At 69.7% G+C, this 19,430-nt stretch carries 17 protein-coding genes; 4 read left to right on the forward strand and 13 right to left on the reverse strand.

Annotation, left to right across the window (positions count from 1 at the left end):
* The 4 genes from MU407_RS07640 to MU407_RS07655 all read left to right on the forward strand — a co-directional run.
* The coding region (locus tag MU407_RS07640; protein ID WP_246956550.1) for an integrase core domain-containing protein at positions 1-425 on the forward strand (425 nt) is incomplete at its 5' end.
* A 188-nt stretch (positions 426-613) separates the two neighbouring features.
* The gene (locus tag MU407_RS07645; protein ID WP_246956552.1) at positions 614-1,654 is read left to right on the forward strand and encodes a glycosyltransferase family 1 protein; all 1,041 of its coding nucleotides are present in this window, start codon (positions 614-616) and stop codon (positions 1,652-1,654) included.
* Entirely contained in the window at positions 1,651-2,487 is an 837-nt protein-coding gene (locus MU407_RS07650; protein WP_246956554.1) for an alpha-1,2-fucosyltransferase, read from the forward strand. The genes MU407_RS07645 and MU407_RS07650 overlap by 4 nt, the downstream gene beginning before the upstream one ends.
* Complete coding sequence (locus MU407_RS07655) at positions 2,484-3,452, forward strand: glycosyltransferase family 2 protein (protein ID WP_246956556.1); 969 nt, start codon at positions 2,484-2,486, stop codon at positions 3,450-3,452. The genes MU407_RS07650 and MU407_RS07655 overlap by 4 nt, the downstream gene beginning before the upstream one ends.
* A gap of 3 nt (positions 3,453-3,455) precedes the next feature.
* Here MU407_RS07655 and MU407_RS07660 read toward each other — a convergent pair whose 3' ends face one another.
* The 13 genes from MU407_RS07660 to MU407_RS07720 are packed head-to-tail and all read right to left on the reverse strand — an operon-like array spanning position 3,456 to position 19,316.
* A complete protein-coding gene (locus MU407_RS07660; RefSeq protein WP_246956557.1) occupies positions 3,456-5,324 on the reverse strand; it encodes an ABC transporter ATP-binding protein in 1,869 nt (622 codons plus the stop codon).
* Positions 5,321-7,417, reverse strand: a complete 2,097-nt coding sequence (locus MU407_RS07665; protein ID WP_246956559.1) for a glycosyltransferase — start codon at positions 7,415-7,417, stop codon at positions 5,321-5,323. Before MU407_RS07665 ends, MU407_RS07660 begins: the two co-directional genes overlap by 4 nt.
* A gap of 2 nt (positions 7,418-7,419) precedes the next feature.
* A complete protein-coding gene (locus tag MU407_RS07670) occupies positions 7,420-8,280 on the reverse strand; it encodes a hypothetical protein (RefSeq protein ID WP_246956561.1) in 861 nt (286 codons plus the stop codon).
* On the reverse strand, positions 8,277-9,329 hold the full coding sequence (locus MU407_RS07675; protein WP_246956563.1) for a glycosyltransferase family 4 protein: 1,053 nt from the start codon (positions 9,327-9,329) through the stop codon (positions 8,277-8,279). Before MU407_RS07675 ends, MU407_RS07670 begins: the two co-directional genes overlap by 4 nt.
* Complete coding sequence (locus MU407_RS07680; RefSeq protein WP_246956565.1) at positions 9,326-9,613, reverse strand: acyltransferase family protein; 288 nt, start codon at positions 9,611-9,613, stop codon at positions 9,326-9,328. The genes MU407_RS07675 and MU407_RS07680 overlap by 4 nt, the downstream gene beginning before the upstream one ends.
* Positions 9,610-10,821 carry an ABC transporter permease gene (locus MU407_RS07685; RefSeq protein WP_246956567.1) on the reverse strand — a complete coding sequence of 404 codons (1,212 nt, stop codon included), beginning with the start codon at positions 10,819-10,821 and terminating at the stop codon, positions 9,610-9,612. Before MU407_RS07685 ends, MU407_RS07680 begins: the two co-directional genes overlap by 4 nt.
* On the reverse strand, positions 10,818-11,921 hold the full coding sequence (locus MU407_RS07690) for a glycosyltransferase family 4 protein (protein WP_246956569.1): 1,104 nt from the start codon (positions 11,919-11,921) through the stop codon (positions 10,818-10,820). Before MU407_RS07690 ends, MU407_RS07685 begins: the two co-directional genes overlap by 4 nt.
* Positions 11,912-13,822 carry an N-acetylneuraminate synthase family protein gene (locus MU407_RS07695; protein ID WP_246956571.1) on the reverse strand — a complete coding sequence of 637 codons (1,911 nt, stop codon included), beginning with the start codon at positions 13,820-13,822 and terminating at the stop codon, positions 11,912-11,914. The genes MU407_RS07690 and MU407_RS07695 overlap by 10 nt, the downstream gene beginning before the upstream one ends.
* On the reverse strand, positions 13,819-14,592 hold the full coding sequence (locus MU407_RS07700) for an acylneuraminate cytidylyltransferase family protein (protein ID WP_246956573.1): 774 nt from the start codon (positions 14,590-14,592) through the stop codon (positions 13,819-13,821). Before MU407_RS07700 ends, MU407_RS07695 begins: the two co-directional genes overlap by 4 nt.
* Positions 14,589-15,791, reverse strand: a complete 1,203-nt coding sequence (locus tag MU407_RS07705; protein WP_246956575.1) for a hypothetical protein — start codon at positions 15,789-15,791, stop codon at positions 14,589-14,591. The genes MU407_RS07700 and MU407_RS07705 overlap by 4 nt, the downstream gene beginning before the upstream one ends.
* A complete protein-coding gene (locus MU407_RS07710) occupies positions 15,782-16,795 on the reverse strand; it encodes a glycosyltransferase (protein WP_246956577.1) in 1,014 nt (337 codons plus the stop codon). Before MU407_RS07710 ends, MU407_RS07705 begins: the two co-directional genes overlap by 10 nt.
* On the reverse strand, positions 16,792-17,757 hold the full coding sequence (locus MU407_RS07715; protein ID WP_246956579.1) for a glycosyltransferase family 2 protein: 966 nt from the start codon (positions 17,755-17,757) through the stop codon (positions 16,792-16,794). The genes MU407_RS07710 and MU407_RS07715 overlap by 4 nt, the downstream gene beginning before the upstream one ends.
* The gene (locus MU407_RS07720) at positions 17,754-19,316 is read right to left on the reverse strand and encodes a polysaccharide biosynthesis tyrosine autokinase (protein WP_246956581.1); all 1,563 of its coding nucleotides are present in this window, start codon (positions 19,314-19,316) and stop codon (positions 17,754-17,756) included. Before MU407_RS07720 ends, MU407_RS07715 begins: the two co-directional genes overlap by 4 nt.
* Positions 19,317-19,430: the final 114 nt, after the last annotated feature.

The following is a 19,430-nucleotide window of genomic DNA, read 5'->3' on the forward strand; positions in this document are numbered from 1 at the left end:
TGCACACCGACCTCGCGCTGGACGCCCTGAACATGGCCATCTACCTGCGCACACGAGATGGAGATGACCTGTCAGGACTGATCCATCATTCCGATCGAGGAGTCCAGTATCGAGCCATCCGCTACGGCGAAGCACTCGCTGAGCAGGACGCCGTCGCCTCTGTCGGCTCTCGCGGTGACTCCTACGACAACGCCCTGGCTGAAGCCCTGAACTCCCTGTTCAAAGCCGAATTGATCCGTAACCGCGGACCCTGGCACGGGATCGACGACGTCGAGATCGCCACCGCCGAATGGGTCCACTGGTTCAACACCTTCCGACCCCACAGCGCACTGGAAGGCCTGACTCCCCAGGCCTACCGGACCGCGCACCGAGAGACCCTCACCAGCTCGTCAGAACCCGCCCCCGAACCCCTGAACGCCAGATAACCCAGCCTCCACCAAACCCGGGGCTTGACAGAACAGGATCGCCGTCCCGCGGACCAGGTCCATCCAGCGGTGTCTCATGGCACTCCTTGCGGCGGAGAGTCAGGCAGGCGCGTCACAGTGGCCCATACTGCGGGGTATCTTGTCGAAAGTAGTTGATCCGAGACGAAGTTCCCAGCGAGGTGACGGTGATGCCAGCCAGCACAGCGGCTGATCGGCCAGCCGTGGCCTGCTCTGGGACCGTGGACATCCTGGCTCCCGATATCGCCCGAGGTGGCTGGGGGCCGATCCAGGCGATGGTCCATCTGGCTGTGCGGTACTTCGATGCGCGGCTGCTCTCCCCGGCTGACCACCCCGTGACCCGGCGGACCAAGCTGCGCCTGCTGCGTCCACGCCCGCGCAGCGGTGGCAGCGGTGGCCGCGCCCTGCTGGTCATCGCGCCTCTGCCGGGATCCTTGGATTCTGTGCTGAACCTGCCCGCCCAGCAGCTCGCCGAGTACAGCTCGATCAGTGCCTGGGTGATCGACAGCTTCTGGCACGAGCGCATCCCACGGATTGCCCGTGCGAAGGGCTGGCTGGATCGGCTGTATGTCATGGATGCCGATGATGCCGAGCCCTGGCGCGCGGCGACGAAGCTCCCGGTGAGCGTCCTGCCCTGGGGCACCGATACGCAGCGTGCCGGACTCGGCAGCGGCCCCGTGACCGTCGACCTGCTGCGCGTGGGGCGCCAGTCCGAGCCTTGGGATGACGATGCGACCACCGCCCTGATGGCCCGCGAGGCCGCCGTCTGCTTCCACGGCAGGCCGGGTTTCGGGGCCGATGAAGCCCAGTCCCAGCACCTGCTGCATCAGGCGCTGGATCGCTCTCGAGCGGTGCTGGCCTTCACCAATCTCCGCTCCCCCGCGAACTACACCCATCCCACACGCGACTACCTCACGGGGCGGTGGACTGACGCCCTCGCACATGGCTGCGTGATGGTCGGCGAGGTGCCGGGTTCGTCGAGCGCACGTGAGCTGGTGCCGAAGTGGGCCCAGCTCACGGTGCCGGCGGATGATCCGCGCACGGGGCTGGAGATGGTGGCGCAAGCACGGCTGGGATGGGACGAGGCGCTGCGTGAGCGGATCCGCGCCCATGCGCGGGAGAAGCTGGACTGGCGGCTGCGGTTCGCGCGGATCGCGGAGGATCTGATGATGATGGATGACCACGGCAGCAACGGGAGGCTGCACGGATGAAGATCCACCAGCGAGGGCGAGCCATCGCACGTGCCGCCCTGGAGCCCGTCCGCAACAGGCCCGGCGCCCGTCGCTACCACTACATCCGGGATGACGTGCGTGGCGGCAACATCCTGTATTTCTGGCAGTGGGCATGGCTCGAGCAGCGGCGGGGACACCGAGCCGTCATCGAGCCGACCACTCATGCCTCGGACTGGCTCGCGGAGTTCCCGATGCTGGGGTCTCTGACCGCGGATGGTCCGATCGGCCTGTTGGATCGACGGGAGCTTGGCGGTCAATGGGCCTTCGCCGTGGATTTCACCGCGGAGGAGAACCGGGACTTCTGCCACGCGCTCGTGAGCTCTTCCCCCTCCTTCCAGGCGCGGCGCCGAGAACTTGCGGAGCAGGTCACCCCAGGCACGGTGGTGGTGAATGTTCGACGAGGCGACTACTACTCGGTGCCGGAGCACCGGCAACGCTTCGGAATGGATATCCCCCGACATGTTGAACAGGCCATCGACTTGCTGGCGGAGCCTGACCTCCCGATCAACGACGTGCTGGTCATCTCCGACGACATCACCTGGTGCCAGGACAATCTCCGCGGTCCGCTGCCGACTCTCCGCGTCCTCGAGGACCGTCGTTCCATGTTCGATGACCTCGCAGCGTTGAGCCTCAGCACGCGGCTGGTGCTCGCGAACTCGACGTTCTCCTACTGGGCGTCGTACATCGCTGCCGCATTCAACCCACGGCACGCGGCGGTCGCGCCGCCGCATCACGAGCTGCTTCCCGATGGGACTCCCACCCGCCTGATGTTCGACCCTCGCTGGACACGGACCACCAGGAGTGGATCATGACCGATCCCAGGGTGAGCATCATCATCCCGACCCACAACGGCGCATCCACGATCGGGCTGCAGCTGGAGGCGCTGCGACGCCAGGAGGATGCTCCATCGTTCGAGGTGATCGTCGTGGACAACAACTCCACCGATCACCTACAGGACGTCCTGCAGGACTTAGTGGACAACGGCACCTACGCGCTGCGGCTTGTGCGGGCAGCTGACCACAAAGGATCGTCCTACGCGCGGAACGTCGGACTGGGATTCGCCCGTGCTGAGTTTGTGCAGTTCTGCGATGACGACGATGTCGTCTCTCGCTTCTGGGTGCGCAACGGGCTCGCCGCATCGAAAACTGTCCCGATCTGGTCCGGGTCAGCCCTGCCGAAGACCCCTGATCTGTTCACTTCCACTCTGGACCGGGTCTGGAAGGACCTGGGGTGCATCGATGCGGTCGCTTCGATCCCTGGCGCCTCACAGCCCGGCAAATTTCCCGTCCTTATGGGCGGCAACTTCGGCGGTCGCAGAACCACTTTGGACTCATTGAGGGGCTTCGACCAGAGGTTCGCCCATCACGGCGATGACAACGATCTCGCCGCACGTTCGGTCGCCGCTGGTTTCGGCGTGCCTTTAGCTCCTGCAGTCAGCATTGCCTATCGGGGCCGCTACGGCACACGGGATCTACTGCGGCGCGGCTTCTACGCCTCTCGAGCGAAACGGCTGCTGCGCACCGTGCACGGCCCCGATCCGGCCTCACCCACGAGGCCCTGGCCGATCGCCGCCCTGCGACTGCTGATCGCGACGCTCCTCAATCCAGTCCGTCAGCGGCTCTCCGCCCTGGACCTGCTCCTGCGCTGGAGCTATCTCCTGGGAGACATCTCCGGGTATCTGCGCTTCGTCTGTCCGGGGTCGCCGCCTCCACCGCAGATCGGTCTGGGGATCGGCGAGGGGACCGAGGTTCCCCTGGCTCCACCGGAGGCCCTGTGACGATCAGGTTGTAGGCGCGTAACCCTCTGGCTCTCCGCCGCCCAGGTCTCCCAGTTCCACCAGATGGGCGAAGGCCGCATTGCTGCGCCGCAGCTCTTCGAAGCTGCCCATCCCGGCGATCCGCCCCTCCTCGAGGTACACGATCGTGTCCACGCGTTTGACCGTGGAGAGGCGGTGCGCCACCACGATGACGGTCAGGTCGCCGTGGAGCTCGTCGATCATGTCCGTGATGCGGCGTTCGGTCTCGTTGTCCAGGGCGGAGGTCGCCTCGTCCAGGACCAGCAGGCGCGGATTGGTGTAGAGGGCACGGGCGATACCCAGGCGCTGCTTCTGGCCACCGGAGAGGCGGGCGCCCCAGTCCCCGGTGGAACTGTGGATGCCATGCTCCATCCCGACGAGCACGTCATCGAGCTGGGCATCTTCGACAGCTCGCCGCAAGCGCTCCGGGTCCGCCTCATCGCCGGGGATGTCGAAGACGATGTTCTCCAGCACCGTGTCGCCGGTGACGAAGACGTCCTGGGCCACCATCGCGGTTTTCCGCTGCCAGGCGGCCTCCCGTCCGCGGATATCGGTACCGTCCACCAGGATCCGGCCGTCGGTGGGCCGATGCAGGGCCAGGAGCAGGTCCACAAGGGTGGTCTTGCCCGCACCGGATCCGCCGACGAAGGCAACCGAGGCCCCGAAGGGGATCCGCAGATCGATACCGCGGATCACCTCCTGCTGGGCACCCGGATAGCGGAACCGCACATCCTCAAGCGCAAGCTCGCGCGTATACGGGAGAGGCTCCTCGGGCAGGTCGGTGCCGTCGGCGCACAGATCGTCCTGCGCCTCGAAGGCGGTGAGCTCCTCGTGAACGACGGTCAGCGAAGGAAGTCCCAGCCGGATGGAGTTGATGGCTCCGATGAGCGTGGAGATATTCGGCAGCAGGCGGAAGCCCGCCGCCACGAACAAGGCGAGTGAGCCGACGGCACCGGCGGCGTCGCCCTGCCGGAAGCTGTAGGTGAGGAGCAGGCCGATGCCCAGGATGAACAGGATCTCCAGCAGGTACTTGGTGATGCCGGAGAAGAAGTTCCCCTCCCGGGCCCCTTGCTCGTTCAGGAGCATCCCGCGGCGGTAACGCTCCACGAAGAACTGCTGGGACCCGCGCAGCTTGATGTCCTTGAAACCGTTGAGGCCCTGGAGGCTCGCGAGCGTGGACTCCACGGAGCCCTCCAGGATCTTCTCGCCTGCTCGGGAGATGCGGGGTCGCACCAGACGGATGTAGCCGAGTGCGGCGAGGGAGAAGTAGATCGCCACCAGGATCGCCTGGATCGGCGTGCTGATCAGCAGGGCCAGCACAATCGCAGCCACCGTCATCCCCGAGGTGATGAGGTTCAGGGACCCGCTCACCACGGAGCCGTACACCTGTTCGACGGCATCCCGCATGGTGCGCAGATACTCGCTGACGCTGCGCTGCCGGAAGGCCGTGTACGGGGTGTGGAGGATCTTCTGGAACAGCGCGGAGGACAGCTCCACCTTCTTGCGCATCACGTAGCCGGTCTGCCACCACTGGAACCACATGGTGAAGACGTCCTTCAGGATGAACAGCGCGACGACCACGACCACCAGGGTGAGTCCGAACGCGGTCCGCGAGGGCTCACCGAGTATTCGCCAGACCGCTCCGGTGACGCCCTTGCCCACGGGGGCGCCGGTGGCCAGGTCCACGAGCGGGAGCACGGTGACGATCGCGACCGTCTCCATGAGGGCGAGGAGACCCGCAATCACCGCGGCCAGCAGCAGACGCATCTTGGTGCGGTTGTCGATCACGCGCAGGAGCATGCTGCGGGCCGACGGGCTCGCAGCGGCGCCATCCCCGTCGCGTCTCGCCGTCATGAGAGAGCCTCCTGGGCTGCCAGGCGCAGGGCGGTGATGAACCGTTCCTCGCCGAAGCGGCTATCCATCCGCTGACGGATACTCTCGGCGTCATAGGCATCCGGGTCGAAGTGGCTGACCGCCTCGCGGATCGCCTCCGACGTCCCTTCCTCGAAGAACAGGCCGTTCACTCCTTCTGTCACCGTGTCCAGGTATCCGCCGGCGCGCAGCGCGATCGTCGGCACCCCGTGGGCGCCGGCCTCGAGCGGAGTGAGGCCGAAGTCCTCGTGACTTGCGGCGATCAGCGCACGGGCGTGGGCGTATGCCCACCGCATCTGGGCATCGGACAATCCTTCCACAAGGCGCACGTTCGCTCCCGCCCCAGCGAGCAGGCGCTCCTTCTCGGGGCCGCGGCCGATCACCAACAGGCGCTCGGCGGGAAGCTGGTCGAAGGCTGCGATGACCTGGTCCACGTTCTTGTAGGGCTGCAGGCGGGAGACCACCAGGTAGTGCCCGCCCTCGGTGCCGTCCGGGCCGGCCCAGCCTGCGAGCTCAGGGATCGGCTCCTGCTCGCCCTCGGCCACGTCGGGGCTGAACGGCGGGAACAGGGGCTCCGCCTCGATGCCGTACACGTCGCGGATGCGCTCCACCACCACGGAGGAGTTACCCCAGTGCTGATCGGCCGCAGAGGCGGCGCGGCGATCCCACCGCCTGAGGAACGGGGAGAGGACGCGGAGCGCCAGGCGCTTCGGGTCGAGAGGGCCGGCGTCACCCAGGTAGTCGCCCGGCAGGTAGAGCCACCGCGCCGGGGAGTGGCAGTAGACGAGCTTCCGACCGGCGGTGGGGAAGGCATGGGCCCAGCCGGAGGAGGAGGCGATCACCACGTCCGCGTCGATCCGCATCCGGGACGCGATGGGGGCCAGCAGCGGCAGGGCGAGCCGCGGGTCCCGGCGCAGCGGGCCGATGCGGTTCAGCACGCTGGTGCGGATGCGCACGTCCCGGAACTCGGGGTACGTCTGCTCCGGTTCGTAGAACAGGGTGTGCAGCTGCGCGTCCGGGAACGCCTTCACGAGGGAGAGGACGACGCGTTCGGCCCCGCCGCGCTGGGTGAGGTAGTCGTGGGCGATCGCGATGCGGGGTCGGGCCGGGGTGGGTGCTGCCGAGGTGCTCGCGGTCGTGGCCCCTGCGGTCGTGGCCCCGGCATGCCCGGCGCCTTCCACCACAGCGGCCACGAGCTTGCGGCCCACCGGCGCGGGGACCAGCGGCACCAGGCAGTCCACCACGGCTCCGGCGCGCTCCACGTCGGTGCTGTGGCGCAGGCGCCGAGCGACCGCTCCCACAATCCGGCCCCAGGCTCCCTTCCCCGGGCTGGAGGTGGGGAGCGGCGCCTCCGGGTGGAGGCGTGAGAAGGTGGCGCGGGCGGCTCCCGCCTCGAAGGCTTTGCCCGCCCGGGCGCTCGCCGTGCGGGCGGGTCCGTGGTGCGCGGCGATCGCCCCGTCGGCGGTCACCAGGGGGATTCCAGCCTCGTGCAGGCGCCAGCCGTAGTCCACGTCCTCCCAGCCGTAGGCACGGTAGGTGGGGTCGTAGGGGCCAATGTGCTCCCAGGTGGCGCGGGTGATCGAGCAGTTCGCGGCCCAGAGCCGCCACCGCTCCCCCGCCCCGCGGCTGCGGGCGTGCTCAAAGGAGCGCCGCGCGGCGTCGCTGCCGTAGGCCCGCGCATAGGGTCCTGGCTCGTGGACATCCCAGGTCACGCCGATGACGCCGATGGGGCTCGCGGCCTCGCGGTGGGCGGTGACATGGGCGGTGACAAAGGTGGGTGGGACGAGGAGGTCGTCATCGCAGCGGATCAGCACCTCGCCCCGGGCGGTCTCGAACCCGGTGTTCAGGGCGGTGACGCGGCCCTGGTTCTCCGGCAGCAGCAGGTGCCGCAGTGGGAAGCGGTCCTCCGCCTCGGCGAGCGCGACGGAGCCGTCATCGACCCCGTCGATCACGAGGATGACCTCGAAGGGCGGGGTGCCGGGGGCCTGCACGGCGAGGGCGTCGAATAGGAAGGGCAGGCGGTTGGCACCGCGGTAACTCGGGATAATGATGCTGGCTGCGACATCCCTGTTCATCCTCACAGCTTCTCCCGGATCGATCGCGGGTACAGGGAGGCAGGGAGGTATCGGGCCGAGCGGCGCACCCACCGTTTTGCAGCAGATCGTCCTTTCCACCGGGCTCGGCGGACCACCTGCTCGACCGCGCCGACGGGGCTGCACACCTGGACGTGCAGGTCATCGAGTACCTTCTGGGGCAGGAGTTCCTGTCCCACAGCGAAGCCGCGGGCGAAGTCGATGACGCCGAGAACCTTGTCGGGATACCCGGCAAAGTGCACGATGAACGCGTCCTGCAGGGACTGCGTGTAGTGATGCGGGCGGGCATTGAGCTCGCGGTATCCCACGATCCGGGTGCGTTCCCATAGGTGCGGGAGGGCTTCGCGCAGCGCCCAGATCATTGCATCCTGGTCGCCTCCGGTGAAGGTGCCGTCGCGTTCCGTGTCCCACCACTGCTCCACCTCGCGGATCGGGGCGGTGGCGATGAGGTCGAGCAGCTCCCGGCCATCGCTGTCGTTGCGCAGCGCAAAAACCCCGGAGTTGAGAGTGGACCAGAAGCCGTTGGGTTCTACGGGCCCTTCGGCCACAACCAGGACCTCACCGTTTGCCTCCGCGGCGTGAATTAGGGTGCGGATCCGGTCGCTGTGGATGTCGGTGATGTAGCAGTCGTCGTCGATCCAGACGATCCAGTCGTAGCGGGGCAGGACGTTCCGGATCGCCTGGAGCTTGTAGTAGAAGGCGTTCTGGATGTCGGGGCCGATACCGCATTCGAGGCGGTAGTCCAGTCCATGCAGACGCGCGTAGGCCGCGTGGTTGACGTAGGAGCGGTACCGGATCTCATCGGCTCCGGAGACCAGGCAGATGTCGAGCTCAGGAGCGGTCAACGAAGGTCTCCGATCAGGTGGGCTACGCGGGCCGTCCCGCTGCGGGGTGAGTAGGTGTGCTCCCAGCGCCAGCGCGATCGCTCGAGGAGCTCCGTGCGCTCCCCGGCAGGGGCCTCAAGGGCGCGGCGGATGGTGTGGGCGAGGTCCACGGGATCGGCGCGGCGGGCGATCCACGGGTGGTCGCTCCCGACAACCTCGGGGAAGGCCCCGGAGTCGGTGATGACGAAGGGGACACGGGCGGCCATGGCCTCTGCGGCGACAAGCCCGAAGGGCTCCTCCCAGCGGGAGGGGAAGACGGCGAGGTCCACGGCGTCGAAGAATTCCTCGCGGCGCACCCAGCCGAGGTGTCGCACCGCGTCTCCGAGCGGGGCGAGAGCTGCGGTGATCTCCCGGTCATCGTCCGCGGAGCCGAAGCGGTTCTCCCCGGCCAGCACCAGCTCCGCCTCCAGTCCCTCGGAGCGCAGGAGTGTGATGGCTCGGGCGAGGTCAGGCACGCCCTTGTCCCGGGTGAGTCGGCCCAAGAACCCGATGCGCCACGGTGCCTGTGGGTCACGCTCGCGATGGTGGCGGGGGGTGATGTCCGCGGTCCAGTTGGGCAGCACGGTAGTGCCGGGCAGTCGGGAGGCCATGAACTCGCTGACGGTCAAGACCCGGCGAGCGCCGAGACGGGCGAGAGGCAGCGCGGCGCGCTGCAGGCCGTGCGGGAGGATGTGTAGGTGCACCAGGCGCGGCCCCAGCGCAGCAGTGGCGAGCGAGGGCACGAGCCCGTTGCACCACAGGGGGGTGCGCAGGTGCGATAGCCGCCACGCAGCGAGCGCCGCCATGTACTGCACACGGCATCGCGCTGGCAGCTCAACAGTCTCGAACCCGCGGGTGCGCGCCACGGCGACTAGTTCCCCGGGCTCCCGGGGACCGATCACCAGCGCGGCGATACCAATCTCCCGCAGCGCCTGGGCGATGTTCAGCAGCATCACTTCACCGCCGCCGAGGTCGCCGTTGTTCGTGGCGATGGCGATGGTCGGCGGCTGGCCCTTGCGGCGGCTTCTCATGACACCTCCCGGGACGGGAAGAGACGGGCGAGACGTGAGATCACAAAGCCGCTGGGCCGCTGTACGCGCTGCACGGTCATGAGGATCACGAAGCCGGAGATCAGGAAGAACAGCTGGACCCCATAGGCGCCCCAGCCCAGGTCCACCGGTGCGCTAGGTTCGTCGGGGTATTTGGAGTCGTAGCCAGTTGTCAGGTGGCTCCACACCACAGCGACAGCGGCGATTCCTCGCAGGTCGTCCAGCTCTCGGAACCTTCCTGGGCGGGGGGCAGGCCGCGGCGTCATCGGGCCACCTCCTCGCGGTGCCTCGTGGCGACGTCGGATCGACTCCGAACAGGGATCAGCTGGTGACGCAGGCAATAGCCGAGGGCGACCGCCCAGGGAAGGGTGAACAGCACCTCGCCCAAGCGGAAGGAGCACAGCAGGAGCACGAGGATGGCACCCTGACCAATGGCGATCTCACGGCTGATGCGGCCGCCGCGGACGAGCGACAGGCCGATCCCGATGGTCAAGATCAGGACGAGGGTCAGCCAGAGCCAGCCACCTTCGACCAGTGCGCTCCAGTAAGAGTTGTGGAAGTACCAGGTGCGGTCCTCGATTTCCACGTAGGCCTCCCCGAGGCCAGCACCCCAGAAGCCGGTGTCCTCGACCTTGAGCTGGGACGCTGCGTCGATGCGGGAGCGCAGCAGATCCGAGCCCTCTCGGGAGGAGAACCGGCCGATGCGGGAGTAGTCCTCCGCGAGGATCTGGGTGACCCAGTAGAGGATCCCGGCGAGCGCGGCACGCAGGAGGGGCACCAGCCGCGGGGCGAGGAGCACCCAGATGAGCGCGGCGCCGAAGGCGGCGATGGAGGTACGTGACCCGGTGAGCCACACCCCCACTGCTGCGGCAGCGATGATCAGGATGCGCCAGCTCAGCTTCTGGGTGAGGCTCAGCAACAGGATCCCGTAGACCGCATAAGCGAGGCCGGCCACGTTCTTGTCCTCGAGATAGCCGGAGAGCACGCCCCCGTACGTGTCCGGGGCGAGGCCGGCGTAGAACAGCACCGTGTTCGCGAAGAGGCCAGCACCCACGCCCACCAGCAACGAGCGAATGTCGATGCGCCCGCTGGCCACCACCAGCACCACCAGCGATGTCAGCATCAAACGGATCAATCGCCGTTTCCAATCCGCGGCGAACTCGCTGGGGTCCGCGAACAGGGAGATCATCGCGATGTAGAACAGGCCGATCACGAAGGCGGCGTACACCCAGTCGGGGATCGATAGCTCCCGCTGCGGGCGCTGCGCGACCGCGAGGCCGATCAAGGCGATCATCGCGATCTGGTTCACTCCGACGGGCAGACCGAAGCCGGCCTCGACGATCAACAGCGTCCCGAGCAGGAGCTCGGGAATCCGCACCGCTCCGACCGAACGCGCGGTCTCGCGGGCGCTGTCCGCCAGGCGCTGCCCGATCGTGGGGACGGCGGTTGATGAGGTCTGGATCTGCGGGTTCACGGCACCACCTCCGCATACACCGCGGCGATGCCGGCGGTCATCTGCGCGCAGTCCGTGAGCTGCTCGGGCCCGGGGCGCTCCCCCGCCTGCAGGCCCTGGCCCACCATCGCGCGCGCCACCGCGGTCGCATCCGCGGCGTCGACCAAGCAGCGGCCGGGCACGATCTCCCGGTTCCCGCCCACGTCCGTGGCGACCACGCCGAGGCCATGCGCCACCCCATCCAGCAGGGTGTAGGAGAGGTTCTCCCAGGCCGAGAGCTGCACGATCACGTCATGCGCTGCCAGCGCCGGCCCGGCCTCCACATGCCCCACCAGCTGCACACTGTCCCCCAGGGCGCGGTTCTGCACGAACGTCTCTAACGCGCCGCGCTCGGGGCCCTCCCCCGCGATGGTGAAACGCGCCGCCGGGTGCTCAGCTGCCACCAGCGCGAACGCCTCAAGCGCCCGGTCGATCCGCTTCTCTGGGGCGAGCCGCGCGAGCGACAGGAACCGCAGGCCCGGCTCCCCGGCGCGCTCCCCCGCCGGCTGCTCCACGCCGTTACGGACCACCGTCACCGGGGGCATCACCCGCCCGGGCACGGCCCATTGGGCGCGGATCTGCTGGGCCGTGGAGTCGCTGACGGCGATCATCGCGTCGGTGCGCAGCATCCGCGCCCGATGCGCCGCAGCCTTCACCTGGGTCTGCATGGCGCCTGCCTGGTAAAGGCCGCGCACCCCGGAGATGCCGTGCTCGGTGGAGACCACACGCACACGCCGGCCCCGCCCCGAACGCAGCCCGGTCACCGCAGCCACCCCCACGAGGTCCGCGAAGGCCAGATGCGTATGCAGCACCTCAGGCCGCAGGGCCCGCAGCACCCGTCGGACCTCCGCGGTGGCAACCCGGGCACCATCGGCCGGAGACACAGTACCGACGGTGACCGCCGCGCCCATCGTGCGCAGCCGGGCGGCGAGCGGCCCTTCGGGGCACAGCACCACGATCCGCCAGCCGGGGATGCCGGTGCGCACCGCGTCGATGACATGACGGGCCACGCCGCCGAGGTCGGCGACGGGCACCACCCACAGGGCGAGGCGCTCAGGCGCCCGCTCTCCTCTCAGAACCATGCCGTGAGCCGATCCAGCGCTGTGAAGAAGCCTTCGCCGCGGTTGACGTGCCCCATCCAGATCTCGGGGATGAACGGGGCGTGCGGGGCCAGGCGGTCGAACCGCTCGGCGAGGTCCGCGAAGTCCACCTCACCCTCACCCACCTGGACGCCTTCGCCGTCCACGCCCACGGAGTCCACGATGTGCAGGTGCTCGGTGTGCGGGCCCATCGCCTCGACGTAGTCAGCCAGCGGGCGGCCCGCGAAGGTGGCGGCGAGCTGAGTGTGGGAGACGTCGAAGGTGAGGCGCAGCCCGGTTCTCTCGCAGAACCGGGCGGTGTCCTCCGGTTCCATGAACAGGTTGTGGAACTGCTGGCCGCCCTTGAGCCACGGGAACGGCGGGAGGGTCTGCGCGGTCAGCCGCACTCCGCTGGCATCGAGCCGTTCAAGCCCCGCCTGCACCCGCTCATACATCGGCCACCGCTCCTCAGCCGTGACATGGCGGTCCGGGAGGAACCCGCCCATGGTGACGACGACGATCGGATCCTGCTCGCACGTGAACCATCGCCGCAGCCGACGGGTGAGGTCGATGACGCGCTGCACTTCGTGGATGGACCGCTCCCAGATGTCCTGTTCCGGGGAGGCGAGGTCGATGAGGAAGTCCCCGGGGTACAGGTCCGGGGCGTGGACGGTGAAGAACTGCTCCAGCTTCTCCCCGGGTGCGAAGAAGTCCGCGGGGTCCAGCTCCATGTCCTTCCCGGACTGGTGGAACTCCAGGAAATCCGGGCGGGAGACCTCCAGCAGGTCCCTGAAGTCGTGGTACCGCACGGGCAGCCCCCAGGGCCGACGGAAGCGGTACTCGCGCATGCCGTGCTGGGTCCCGGCCAGGTCCCCCGGGTAGAAGAAGTCCCCGGCCGCGACATCGCGCGGCAGGCTCGTGCCCAGCAGCTCGGTGCGACGGTTGGGCTGCAGGCCCCGACCCGGGCTCTTCACCTCGACGTCACCGGCGCTGACCACGTGCCCGGCGGGCAGATCACGGGTGGCGACCAGCGAGGTGGCGAGGTTGACGCGGTTCATGAGCTCACCGGTGGTGACCTGCCGGGGAGCGCTGCTGCCGATCGCGGCCTCGACCTCACGGATCTGCGCGACCATCGCGGCGAGCTCCTCAGGCAGCAGGGAGACAGTGTGGTCGTTGCCCTCGAGCTCCTTGTCCACCGTGACGTGCTTTTCGATAATGCTCGCGCCACGGGCCACGGCGGCGATCGGCACATGCCAGCCGCGCTCATGCCCGGAATAGCCCACCGGGCAGTCGCCCAGCTCCGCGAGGCGCTGCATGTAGGCGAGGTTCACGTCCTTGAACGGGGCGGGGTAGGTGGACTGGGTCTGCAGCAGCGCGTACTGCGCCCCGGCCTCCTGCAGCACGGCGACGGCCTCGCAGATCTCCTCCTCGGTGCTCATCCCGGTGGAGACCAGCATCGGCTGACCGGTCGCGGCCACGGCACGCAGCAGGTCATGGTGGGTGAGATCCGCCGAAGCGATCTTGTAACCGGGCAGGCCATACTCCGCAAGCACCTGCACTGAGGGCAGATCCCACGGGGTCACCAGCGCCGTCACTCCGCGCTCGGCGCAGTGGTCCAGCACCCGCAGCATGTCCGGGGCGGCCAGGGAGTACTTGGCCAGCAGGTTCATGGTGTACTGCGGGCCCAGGTCCTCCCCGTCGGCCCCACTCGAGCGGTAGAGCGCCGCCATGTTGCGCAGCTGGAACTTCACCGCATCCACGCCGGCGTCCACGCACTCATCAACCAGGCGGCAGGCGAGCTCCACGTCGCCTTGATGGTTGTTGCCGATCTCCCCGATCAAGTACGCGGGATGCCCGGGGCCGATGGCCCGCCCGTCGATGTTCAGCTCCGTCATGCGGCTCATGCCTCCCCGCCCGCGGTCCCGTCGGTGGTGCCGCGGGTGCTCAGGCCCTGCGCGATTCCCGCATCCGTCCCGGCAAGTCGCGCGAGCATTTTCTCCGCCGCGGCGACGTCTTCAAGGGTGTCGATGTCCACGCCCTCCACCTCCTCGAGGATGAACAGGCCCACGCGCCCGCCGATGCGGTTGCTGCGCTCGCGGTAGATGCGCGGCGCCGTGACATACAGGCTGCCGTTCTCGAAATAGTGCTGCTGATCAGGGGTGAGTTCCTGGCGGCGCGGCCGCGCATCCACGTCATAGTCCGCGCGTGCAGATTCGCCGGGCGCGGCGGGCAGATGCCAGAAGAACGGGGACTCCGGGACCACGCCCACCAGGGAATCCACGCCGGTCTCGCGGAACTGGGCGATGGCGCGGCCGATGGTGTCGGTGCGCCGCACCGGCGAGGTGGCCTGCAGCAGCACCACCGCCTCCAGCTGGATGCCCTGTGCTTCGGTGACGTCCATGGCGTGCAGGACCGTCGGCTCCGTGGGCGCGGTGTCGGTGGCGAGCTCGGCGGGACGGTCGATCACGCTCGCCCCATGCTCGCGGGCCACCTGCGCGATCTCCGGATCCTCCGTGGAGACCGCGACGATGAGGTCCTGATCGGCGCCGGAGCGGGCGGCGAGGGCCTGCTGGATGGTCCAGGCCAGCAGCGGCTGCCCGCCCACGTCCAGGAGGTTCTTGCGCGGAATGCCCTTGGACCCGCCGCGCGCGGGAATCACCACGAGGATGGTCACGCCCCACTCCCCTCAAGCGCCTGCGCGATCACGCGGGCCGGCTCATCGGCGGGCACGGCAGGCGCGGGGGTCGGTTCGGTGAAGCCCCAGCGGCGCATGTCGTACCGCTCCCAGAACTCGCGCAGCCATGCAGGGGTGTGGGTGGCGGTGACGAAGGCGGGGATGCCGCGCACCGCGGCCTCCAGCACCCCGGTGGAGAACATGGCGACCACCGGGGCACCGGCACCGATCAGGGGGGCCGACGGGTCCTGGATCTCGATACCGACGCGGCGCATCAGGCGGTGGGCGCCGCGGGAGAGCACATCGGTCTCCGCCGGGTGGGGGCGGTACAGCGCGCCCTCGCGGCGGCAGAACTCGTAGGCGGTGCGGGCGGTGATGCGGCGCGGCAGCTCCGCCCCGTGCATCTGCCCCAGAAACACCGGACGCTGCTCGTGGGCGGGCGCGTCCCCGTCGGGCGCCTCCCCATCTACCCCTGCCGCGGGCAGCTTCGTACCGGGCGTCTCCTCGTCGCCGTGGTGCCCGGCCTGCCACAGCATCTGCGAGCCCACCACCCGCACGGCCACGTCCTCGCGGCCGGAGCGGTAGAACTCGCCATCGGCCTCGGACCAGGCCAGCAGGGTGGTCTGCTCGGGCAGCGGCGGGGCGAAGGGGGTGAGGGCACCGTGCTGCACCACCGCGGCCGGCACATCCGCCCCGAGCGCCCAGGCATGCACGGCGCGGCCCGCCCGCAGGTGCTGGCCGAGCGTCATCACCGCGCCGATGCCGCGTCCGGTCAGCGGTGCGAGGTCCTCGCGGATCTCCTGCCGCTCCCAGTCCGGGCCGGCGAGCTCGGGCAGGGTGACATCGGCCGGGGTGATGACGTCCACGCCGGCTGAGAGGTACGGCAGAGCCGTGAGCAGGGCGGCGCGGGAGGTTGGGGAAGCGGAGTCCACGCCCAGCAGCACCCGGTGATGCGCGGCGCTGCCGGCACGGGAGTGCAGCACGAGCCCCGTCGGCTCCGCGTCCCCTCTCGCGGCGCTCCCGGCACCCGCGGCCCCGCTGCCCGCTCCCCGGCGGCGGGAGGTGATGGCACGGTGGATCGCGTGCTTGGCGCGGCGCAGGCGCTGGCGGCTGGCCTGCCATTCCTGCCAGCGCTCGAGGCTGCGCGGATGGATCAGCCCTGGGTTCTCCGACGATCCTTCAGGGTCGTTCAGTGCCACAGGGAATCGACCTCCCTCAGTCGATGGTCGAAGGTGTGCTCGGCCAGGGTGCGGGCCCGCCCCGCCTCCCGCAGGCGCTGCGCCCACGATTCATCATGCAGGGCACGCTGGGCGAGGTCGGCGAGCTCCTCGACGTCCTGCCACACCGCCACCTCGGTGCCGACGTCATAGAACTGGTCGACGTCCGGGCGGTCCACGAACTGCACCCCGCCCATGCCGGGGATCTCGAAGGTGCGCATGGCGTGCCCGGCCTGCAGGCCGTGGATGGCGACGGCCGCCGCCGCCTCGGCGTGGATCTGGTAGGCCCGCTCGAGCGGCACCTCGCGTGAGCCGGTGATCGGGGGCCGGGCCCAGGAGAGGGTGCGGGCGCGGTCGATGAGGTGGCGGGAGAAGTCCCGGCCCCAGGCGTGGACGGGCAGGCCGCGCCCGGCGAGGTCGGTGAGGATCTCGCGGCGGTTCGCATACCCGGAACCGATGAACACGATCTCGCCGCTGCGGTGCCCGGTGGGCTCGGCCCGATGGGGGTCGAAGGCGTTCGGCACGAAATGGGCGTCGGCCCCGATCTCGCGCAGTGCGGCGGTCTCGGAGGCGGCGTAGCTGAGGACGGGGCCGACGCTGCGCAGGAACTCGTCGGTGTAGTCGTGGCGGTGCCGGTCGTCGTACAGCCACAGGATGCGCGGCAGATCGGCGGTGGCGTCCCAGAACCGCTCGTCGAGCCCATCGCCCTTGATGACGATGACCTTCTGGGGCCGCACCTGCCGCAGCAGGCCCAGCACCCGGTCGGTGAGGCGCCGACGCTCCGCGGCACGCGCGGCCTCCCCGCGGCCGAGCTTCTCGGGGATCTCCACGGTCGCTTTGAGGCGGAGCTTGTCGGTGACGTGATCGTAGGCGTCGTAGCGGGCGGTGGTGACCTCGTAGCCGCGGCGGGCCAGCGCATCGCCGATCGACTGCCAGTAGCCGTGGAAGGTCGGGGAGATGAGCAGCAGACGCTCGCGGCGCATCATCGGGGCAGCTCCCGTCCGGCACGGTGGATCAGGCCCAGCTCCTCGCGGGCCACGGCCACGGGGTTCACATCGCGTCCGGCGGCCCGTCGGCCCGTGTTCCACAGCAGGTTCGCGCAGCTCGCGGCGGTGAGGCCGGCGCGCAGGGCGTGGATGCTGCCGTGTTTGCGGGCGTAGCGCAGGCGGGCGCCGAGCAGCCAGCGGCGGCGCCGCGCCTCGTTCCCTGCGGAGCCGCCGCCGGCGTGGATCGCGGTGAGGTCCGCATCGAGCAGGGCGGGGATGCCGCGCTCGCGCAGCCGCAGCTGCAGGTCCACCTCTTCGCAGTACATGAAGTAGCCCTCGTCGAACCCGCCGGCCTCGCGCACCTGCGCGAGCGGCAGGAGGAGCACGGCGCCGGAGACCCAGTCCACGGGGATCATGCCGTGGCCGCGGTCGGCGCTGAGGTCATGGCCGACGGCGCGGTGCAGCACGTCGCGGTGCCGCTGGGAGGCAAGCGGCACCAGCCATTCGATGACCTGCTGGCTGGTGGTGGGGAAGAACCGGGCGGCATGCCCGCTCACCCCGTCGGGGCCGATGATGCGGCAGCCCACGACGGCGGGCTGCCAGGACGCGGCGTGCACGACGAGGTTCGCGGCGAAGCCGGGCGGGATCTCAAGGTCCGAGTTCAGCACGAGCGCGAGGTCGATCCCGCCCCCGTCGGCCGCTCCGTGGTCAGCGAGGTGCGCAAGGCCCGTGTTCACCGCGGCGCCGAAGCCGCCGTTGCGAGGCCGACGCACGAGCTCCGCCCCGGCGGGCAGAGCTGCAGGATCCAGCGGTTCGGGGCTCGCGTCATCGACCACGACCACGGCGCCGGGGCGCTCCGCGGCGGAAACATCCGGGCCGATGAGGGAGGTGAGCAGGCCCTGCACGGCCTCATCGAGGGGGCCGTGCACGGGGATCACGACCCCCAGGTGGGCGATGCTCACCTGGTCTCCTGGGTTTCGGGCTGCACGGGGGCCTCCCGGCGGCCGCGGCGGCGCCGGGCGGGGGCGGCAGGGGCAGCGATCGGCTCGGCGGGGCCGCCGGCAGCCTCGACGTCCACATCGGGGGCGTCGGGCACCACAGCGGCCTCCTCGTATCCTGCGGCGGAGCCGTAGCCGTAGCGGCCGTAGGAGCCGTACCCGTATTCGGCATCCCCGTAGGCGAGGCGCGTGAGGCGCCGGGTGGAGGCACGGTTGAGGACCACGCCGTAGACGGTGCCGCCCACGGTGCGCAGGGATTCCACGGCGCGGGCCAGGGCGAAGGTACGGGTGCGGCCGGAGACGGCGACCATGAGCGCGCCATCGGCTTGGCGGCCCAGCAGCTGCGCGTCGGTGACGGCGAGCACGGGCGGGGCGTCGATGATGACGAAGTGCTCACGGGCGAGGTCGGCGATGAGGTCGTGCATGCGGCGCGAGCCGAGCAGCTCGGAAGGGTTCGGGGGGATCTGCCCGGCGGGCAGCACGTGCAGGCGCTCCGTCTCGGTCTCCTCCAGCGCGTCCTCGAGACGGACAGCGCCGGCGAGCACCTGGGCGAGACCCACGGCGCCGTCGAGGCCGAACTGGCCGGCGACCATAGGGCGGCGCAGGTCCGCGTCCACGAGGATGGTGGGCTGGCCGGCGCGGGCCATGACGCGGGCCAGGTGCGCGGAGACCACGGACTTGCCTTCCCCGGGGGCGGAGGAGGTGACGACGATGGAGCGCGGGGGGTTGTCCACGTCGATGTAGCGCAGGTTGGTGCGCAGCTTGCGGATCGCCTCGCGGGACCCGAAGGTGCGCAGCTCCGGGAGGGTGCCGTCCTTCGCGCGGTGCAGCTCCTTGGCGTCGGGGAGGACACCCAGCAGTGGGGCATCGACGACTTTCGCGACGTCTTCCGCGGTGCGCAGGCGGGAGTCGTTGCGCTGGCGCAACCAGGCCAGCGCCAGGCCCAGCAGCAGCCCGGCGGCCGCTCCGGCGAGGAGGAACTTCTTGCGGTCGGGGCTGACGGGCGCGCCGGGGGTGATGGCGGTCTGGTAAGTGGTCAGCTGCACGCTCACCGGCGCGTTCTCCTGCCCACCGGTTTCGAGCTGGCGGGCTTCAGCGGCGGCGGCCTCCACCGCGGCGTTGGCGATCTGGGAGGCTTCCTCGGGGCTGCCGGCGGTGGCGGTGACAGTGATGATCGGGGCGTTGGGGTCCAGGGTGACCTGCAGGGATCCGGCGATGGCGTCAGGGCTGGCCTGCAGCCCGAGGTCATCGACGATGGCCTGACCGACGGCGCGGGTGCCGAACAGCGGCAGGTAGGACTGCGCCTTCTCGTACTGGAACTGCATGTTGCCGCTGGCCTGCTGGATGGCGTTGCCTTCCTCGTCCACGCTGGTGGAGGCGGAGACGTAGCCCAGGGCGCTCGCGGAATACAGCTCCGGTTTGGTGTGGGAGTAGCCGTAGCCGGCGGCCGCCCCCAGAACGGTGACGAGCACCAGCAGCACCGCGTTGCGCAGCAGCAGGCGCAGGAAATCTTCGATCGTCATTACAGGATCACCGTCCGGTAGCTAGGGGCCCTGCCCATGGTAGGTCGTGGCGCTTCCGAGTGCGGGCCGTGGGGAGGTTTGTCACCTTGCCTGTCCGGCATTCCGTGCGCTGTT

This window comes from Brachybacterium sp. Marseille-Q7125, from assembly GCF_023062615.1.
Lineage (GTDB): Bacteria > Actinomycetota > Actinomycetes > Actinomycetales > Dermabacteraceae > Brachybacterium.

Bases quoted from the DNA above. Each gene is read 5' to 3' on its own strand.
- MU407_RS07680 (WP_246956565.1), bottom strand. From the start codon at position 9,613: ATGACGCCGCGGCCTGCCCCCCGCCCAGGAAGGTTCCGAGAGCTGGAC.
- MU407_RS07650 (WP_246956554.1), top strand. From the start codon at position 1,651: ATGAAGATCCACCAGCGAGGGCGAGCCATCGCACGTGCCGCCCTGGAG.
- MU407_RS07695 (WP_246956571.1), bottom strand. From the start codon at position 13,822: ATGAGCCGCATGACGGAGCTGAACATCGACGGGCGGGCCATCGGCCCC.
- MU407_RS07675 (WP_246956563.1), bottom strand. From the start codon at position 9,329: ATGAGAAGCCGCCGCAAGGGCCAGCCGCCGACCATCGCCATCGCCACG.
- MU407_RS07665 (WP_246956559.1), bottom strand. From the start codon at position 7,417: ATGAACAGGGATGTCGCAGCCAGCATCATTATCCCGAGTTACCGCGGT.
- MU407_RS07660 (WP_246956557.1), bottom strand. From the start codon at position 5,324: ATGACGGCGAGACGCGACGGGGATGGCGCCGCTGCGAGCCCGTCGGCC.
- MU407_RS07655 (WP_246956556.1), top strand. From the start codon at position 2,484: ATGACCGATCCCAGGGTGAGCATCATCATCCCGACCCACAACGGCGCA.
- MU407_RS07690 (WP_246956569.1), bottom strand. From the start codon at position 11,921: ATGGTTCTGAGAGGAGAGCGGGCGCCTGAGCGCCTCGCCCTGTGGGTG.
- MU407_RS07645 (WP_246956552.1), top strand. From the start codon at position 614: ATGCCAGCCAGCACAGCGGCTGATCGGCCAGCCGTGGCCTGCTCTGGG.
- MU407_RS07720 (WP_246956581.1), bottom strand. From the start codon at position 19,316: ATGACGATCGAAGATTTCCTGCGCCTGCTGCTGCGCAACGCGGTGCTG.
- MU407_RS07710 (WP_246956577.1), bottom strand. From the start codon at position 16,795: ATGATGCGCCGCGAGCGTCTGCTGCTCATCTCCCCGACCTTCCACGGC.